Below are 6,150 nucleotides of genomic sequence, written 5' to 3'. Positions count from 1 at the left end.
CTTTAAACGCTCGTTGATATCTTCTTCAGAAAATTTAGTGATTGGCTGTTTCATGACGTTCAAATGTAAAGTACACTCATTCAAAAATTACATAATCCCATTGATCAACATTCATTCAATGAAATACTCTGAATCGCAACGAGTATCATAGAATGCCAAAATATAAAATAGCATTTGTCGTTACCTTGTAAAATAGTTTCGTTTGTGAACTCAGCACAAAACCTCGAACGTCCTTATTAGCATATTGAACTTCTCCTATAAATGGATATTTTTGAAGGATATCCAGAAAATCAAATAATCTTCGTGTAAACTTTCGCTCAGATTGTTCACCCCATTTTTGAGAAAGATATTCTTGAATAATTTGGAATTGGAGAGTGGCTTTTTTATTCCAGATTATTTCTCTAACCACTTTTTATTTCTTTTTCTCATTTCATCATGGCTAACGTGCTCCTCAGGATGGTCATGAATATCCTGCTCGGCTTCGAGTATATTCTGCTTTTGCAACGGAGTAAGACTTTCCCAGATTTTTCCTTGCTGTTGTTCTTTTCTCGTTTCTAAAAACTCATAGATCGATTCAAGCAATGCCTCATCGTCAATGCTATCAATTATTCCATGAAGATTTTCTTTTACAGAATTCATGTTTAAAAATACATAATTACTTCGGCAAACTCAAACGAATCAAGTTCAACACCGCAAGCGATGCCATCTTTATATTCAACAACCTTTCTTTTGATAGCTGCAGTTTACGAGTTACGGTTTGGTGTTTGTCAGAATAGGCAATCCATACCGTGCCCACGGGTTTCTCCGGTGTTGCTCCGCCCGGCCCTGCTATACCGCTGGTGGCTACACCTATATCTGTATTAAATTTAGCACGCACCAGGTTTGCCATTTCGCGAATCGTCTCTTCACTTACCGCACCGTATTGCTCCAGCGTTTCCGGCTTCACGCCCAGCTGTCGCATTTTAATGGCATAGTCGTAAGGAATTATACTTCCCAGGAAATATGAAGAGCTTCCCGGCACACTGGTGATCATATGCGACAGATATCCGCCGGTACAACTTTCTGCTACAGACAGGGTAAGCTTTTTCTCCATCAGTGTTCTGCCAAGCACTACTTCCAGCGGGTCTTCCCCATATCCGTAAATAAACTGCCCGACACGTTCTTTCAATTTTTCAATAAGCGCATCGGTTTCTTTCGCCAGGGCCTCCGTTGTATTTCCTATACTGGTGAGGCGCAACTTTACTTCACCTAAACTGGGCAGGTAAGCAAGCTTGATATGTGATGGTAAGGCATTTTCCCAATCGGCAATCTTCTCTGCCAGAAACGATTCACCTATACCTACCGTGCGAATAACCTTGTGATGTATAGCCGGTGTTTGAAATGTTTTCTTGAGCCTGGGTATAACCAGGTCGGTCATCATGCGCTTCATCTCATGCGGCACTCCGGGCATCGACATAAACACTTTTCCGTTGCGTTCAAACCACATGCCCGGTGCTGTGCCGAGTATATTTGTGATCTTCTCACAACACACCGGCAGCGCTGCCTGCTGGCGGTTTATCTCGGTAAGCTCGCGGCCGCGGCTGGTAAAAAACTCCGTTACTTCGGCCAGCGCCTCTTCATGTATCTTTAGTTCGCAATTAAAATATTTGGCCAGGCAAGGTTTGGTAAGATCATCGTTTGTGGGGCCTAGTCCACCGGTAATCAATATTATATCGGCACGTTTCTCTGCTTCTGCCAAGGCTGTTAGTATCTCCTGTTCCTGATCACCTACCGTTGTTTTCCTAATCACTTTAATACCTGCATTGCTAAGCTCAACACTCATCCATTGCGAATTGGTATCAACGATCTGTCCGTAAAGAATCTCATCTCCTATCGTCAGGAGCTCTGCCAGAATTGTCTTCATAGATTACTTGCAAAAATTTTATACGCCTTCCAACGTTCTGCAAAGGAAACCAGTCTTACCTAATAAACAAACAATCCCATGAATACCATCCCTGTAAAAATTACCCACCGGGTCCGGATGCTCCTGCTCGCAGCCATGGTTATGATCCTCTACTCGTGTGATGTATTGGAAAATGATCCATCCCCTTCTGATACCAACGTTGATATCAGCGATCAGAAGGTATATGTACTGCCCAACGGCTCGGCCTATATCGATTTGTACTCGAAAGTAAAAACACTCGGCACCGTACGATTGAACGTTTCCGGTCAGCCGCGTCATGGAAACCTAACCGAGCTCAGCGATGGATTTCTCCAATATTCACCCGACCATACCTTTAAGACCGGTTCAGATGCTATTGCCTTCTCCATTTACTCAACAGCAAACGAGTTTATCAGACTCGACAGCATTGTAATCATTGTAGAAAACGACACTACACAATTACCGTGTGGCTACTATCCACGTAACGACTCTGTTTTCAACGTGACGGGTGCCGTAAATATTCCCGTGCTGCGGAACGACATTCTGTGTGGCGATTCATCGTCTCTTGTGTTGGAAGTTTATAAACCTGCTGTTGGCTTCCCTCCGTATTACGGAACAGCCACTGTAACCGGCAATACGATTCAGTACACACCCAACGGTTCTTTCTCCGGCACAGACAAGATTATCTATAAAGTATATTCTTCCACCGATACTACCAAAGTTGGTTTTGGCGTAGTATATATATCCAAAGAAAAACCCTGCACGGTGCAACTGAATAGCGACCTGTTCAATATTCCGACAGATACTACTGCAGCTGATTCCATTCGCCTGTATGTATTCCGTAACGATGTGCTCTGCCAGGACACTGCATACTATACCTTCTCTATCTCCAAAGCCCCGGTATATGGAAAGGCTACCATGCAAAGCGGATCGCGAATCGATTATAAAGTTACCGATAGCATTCCGCGCCCTTATACCGACAGCCTTCGCTACAAGGTATGCTATGGAGCGCAGTGCAAAGAAGCAGGTGTGCGAATAAACGTGCATTGATCCAGATGAACAACTAAAAAACAACCCATACCCGGTCTTCACTTCACGGTGAAGACCAAAACCTGTTTATGCAGTATCAACACTTGCTGGAACGCTGTAAAAAGAAAGATGCATCCGCACAGCGGATTTTGTACGACCTGTTCAAGGCGCGACTCATGGGATTATGCAGACGCTATGCCAAAAGCCGGGAAGATGCGAAGGATATGTTGCAGGAAACCTTCATCAAGATCTTCTCGAAGATAGAGCAGGTAACAGACTCCGCGAAACTGGAGAGCTGGATGAAGTCGGTTGCTGTGCGCACAGCAATAGATCACTATCATAAGAGTAGGAAAGCAGATCAATCGCTCTATACTTCTACCGACTATGATATAGCAGGTATAGATACAGAAGATATACTGGCCCATTTATCGGATGAATTTCTGATCACTATAATCAACGAGCTTCCTTCGGGTTGCCGGATGATCTTCAACTTGTTTGAAGTAGAAGGATACAGTCATACCGAGATCGCTGCGCTGCTGAACATAACCGAAGGAACATCGCGTTCGCAGCTTCACCATGCCAAGTATTTGCTCAAGGAAAAGTTAAACCGGATTGGAATTAAGCGCTATGAAAAGCTTGCCTGAAAAAGATTTTTGGAACAACATTAAAACCCGGCTCCATAATTACACCGAAGACCCGGGCGATGATTGGGATGATCTGGATGCCATCCTGTCGCTGTCGCGTTACGACTCGCGCAAGTGGCTTACCTTTGGAGGCGATGTTGTGTCTGCGATTTTACTGATCGGGTTGTTTTTATTCTTCACTCCGGGAAGTATACCGAATCAGGTAGTAGCCGACACCCCGGCTCCTATTCAAAATACCAACAAACAGCAGGATAAAATTTCCGTAAAACCAAATCATTCAAAATCGAATGAAGGCTCAGCACTATATGAATCCGGCGGTATTGATCATTCGAATAAATCGCAGAAATCTTCAACTACCATTACGGCTCAAAATGAACCATCCGGAGTCGATCAATCATCGCTCAACAATCATCAACAGCGTCATCCGGCAAAGCGTAACAAGGGGCTAGGCAACTCAATGAATCTTGCGCGGAAAGGTAAAGAACCTATATCCTCCTATTCGACTAAGACGAATACTTCCGTCCAGCCAATCGATAGAATAGATGAAAGTGGTATATCTCTGAACACAACCGGTAATTCCACATCAAATTCCAGCACATCAATTACTTCTGAAAGTAACATTGATGGCAATACCATCAACGAGGATAACGCAGTGAAAATCGTAAGCAACGCAGCAACCAACTCAACAGAAAGCGACATCAATAACAAAACTACCGCTCCAACCGGTAATGCTATTACCGTTGAGAAAATCAAGACAGATTCTTCTCTTATGACAACAACAAAAAAGAAAGACAACCTAACAACCAGGCCCGGAGAAGACCTGCGCAAAAAAAGCTATTCCAAAAAATTCAGACCGGCAGTATATATAACAGTATCACCAACGCTTGCTTATCAAAAAGTTACTCCCAAAGGCAACGACCAGGTTAATGTTACCGGACTTAAACCAGATGGTATATTTTCGATGAACAGGGCAGGTTTCTCATTCGATGCCGGCTTCCAGTTGCCTGTGCGTCATAAACTGGAATGGTATATAGGAGCCTCCTATTACCAGCAGCAGGAAACGATCACGTATCTATACAGTGCCGGCAAAGTGAATACCATTAAAAAAGATGACCCCATGCATTACACACTGAAGCCCGGCACAACGCAAAAAGAATTTTCGTACGCCATGCAAAATGCCGGAATAGCAACGGGTATATTTTATCACCTGAAAACCGATCGGTTGATGCACAAGTTTGGCGCAGGGATTCAATACCAGCAGGGATTCAAACAATCCGCAGAAGGCAACAGCTACCGGAATGCACATTCGAGTTACTTTAATTACCAGTTGCTCTATCGCCTGGAGCTTACAGTAACCAACCGGGTAAATATATACCTGCAGCCGGGATTCACGCATGCAATTCGCGTAAAAGAAAAGCTGAACGAGCCTTTCACATTGAAGCCCTATCATGCAGCGATCGGCATGGGAATGGTCTATCGGTTCTGATTAGCAGATGTGGGACATAAAGAGTATTTTTAGTGAACTGCATGCCACTATGAAATTCTCCGCTTCCGACTGGCAGAAGGAAATATACCTGAATGGTTTTGCCGGTATACGGCCCAAAATAAACGTTGATCCTGTTGCACTCGAGCAAGCCGCCAAACGGCACATGAGCCGGAAGGCGTATGCCTATATCGCAGGCGGCGCAGGCATGGAAAGCACTCTGCAAAACAACCGGCAGGCGTTCGCTAACTATAGCATTGTGCCACGCATGCTCTGCAATGTAAGCGAGCGCGATACCTCCATCACATTATTCGGCCATAAACTTCCTTCACCCTTTCTGCTATCGCCTGTTGGTGTATTGGAGATGGTGCACCGCGATGCCGATATAGCCGTAGCAAAAGCTGCAGCATCGTTAGGTATACCATATATATTTTCCAATCAGGCAAGCAAGCCTATGGAGCAATGCGCGGCCGTGATGAACAATAGTCCGCGGTGGTTTCAGTTATACTGGAGCAAATCGCGCGAACTGGTTGCGAGCTTTGTGCAACGTGCTGAACATTGCGGATGCAGTGCTATTGTTGTTACACTCGATACAACGTTGCTCGGCTGGCGCACACGCGACCTGGAGCTTGCCTATCTTCCTTTTCTTGAAGGTAAAGGTATAGCGCAGTATACATCCGACCCGGTGTTTCAAAAGATGCTGGATGAACCAGAAGATCGCGTGCCGGTAAACAGAAAGATAACATTTCAAAGTATAGCGGGTCTTGTTAAAATGGTGAACAACTATCCCGGCAGCGGCTTCATTCAAAAATTAAGATCCGGCAGGCCCGTCCAAGCCGTTCAGAAATTTACTGCTACCTATTCAAATCCTGCTACCGCATGGAGCGATCTCTCCTTTCTGCGGAAGCATACTAAACTTCCTATTCTCTTAAAAGGCATTCTTCACCCCGATGATGCTCGCAAAGCTATAGATCATGGTATGGATGGCATAATCATCTCCAACCACGGAGGCCGGCAAGTAGATGGTGCCATTGCTACGTTGGATGCACTACCGGCTGTAGCAGAGGTTGTTC

At 44.8% G+C, this 6,150-nt stretch carries 6 protein-coding genes; 4 read left to right on the top strand and 2 right to left on the bottom strand.

Annotated elements, in window-relative coordinates; genetic code table 11:
• Nucleotides 1-393: 393 nt before the first annotated feature.
• Together V7Q33_RS19165 and V7Q33_RS19160 are read right to left on the bottom strand one after the other, a co-directional pair.
• Complete coding sequence (locus tag V7Q33_RS19165; RefSeq protein ID WP_331984071.1) at nt 394-639, bottom strand: hypothetical protein; 246 nt, start codon at nt 637-639, stop codon at nt 394-396.
• A 16-nt stretch (nt 640-655) separates the two neighbouring features.
• Nucleotides 656-1,903 carry a competence/damage-inducible protein A gene (locus V7Q33_RS19160; RefSeq protein ID WP_333820918.1) on the bottom strand — a complete coding sequence of 416 codons (1,248 nt, stop codon included), beginning with the start codon at nt 1,901-1,903 and terminating at the stop codon, nt 656-658.
• Between the two features lie 78 nt (nt 1,904-1,981).
• On the opposite strand from V7Q33_RS19160, the gene V7Q33_RS19155 reads away from it, so the two are divergent.
• The 4 genes from V7Q33_RS19155 to V7Q33_RS19140 form a co-directional block, all read left to right on the top strand.
• Nucleotides 1,982-2,971, top strand: coding sequence for an Ig-like domain-containing protein (locus V7Q33_RS19155; RefSeq protein WP_333820916.1), 990 nt, complete (start codon nt 1,982-1,984; stop codon nt 2,969-2,971).
• A 68-nt stretch (nt 2,972-3,039) separates the two neighbouring features.
• The gene (locus tag V7Q33_RS19150; protein ID WP_333820915.1) at nt 3,040-3,594 is read left to right on the top strand and encodes an RNA polymerase sigma factor; all 555 of its coding nucleotides are present in this window, start codon (nt 3,040-3,042) and stop codon (nt 3,592-3,594) included.
• The gene (locus tag V7Q33_RS19145; protein WP_333820914.1) at nt 3,578-5,080 is read left to right on the top strand and encodes a hypothetical protein; all 1,503 of its coding nucleotides are present in this window, start codon (nt 3,578-3,580) and stop codon (nt 5,078-5,080) included. Before V7Q33_RS19150 ends, V7Q33_RS19145 begins: the two co-directional genes overlap by 17 nt.
• 49 nt (nt 5,081-5,129) lie before the next feature.
• On the top strand, nt 5,130-6,150 hold a 1,021-nt coding region (locus V7Q33_RS19140), incomplete at its 3' end, for an alpha-hydroxy-acid oxidizing protein (RefSeq protein WP_333820913.1).

This window comes from Ohtaekwangia sp. (genome assembly GCF_036786105.1).
In the GTDB taxonomy this organism is placed as follows: domain Bacteria; phylum Bacteroidota; class Bacteroidia; order Cytophagales; family Cyclobacteriaceae; genus Ohtaekwangia.
Note: the sequence above shows the minus strand (reverse complement) of the source record. Positions and strands in the feature narration are given on the sequence as shown.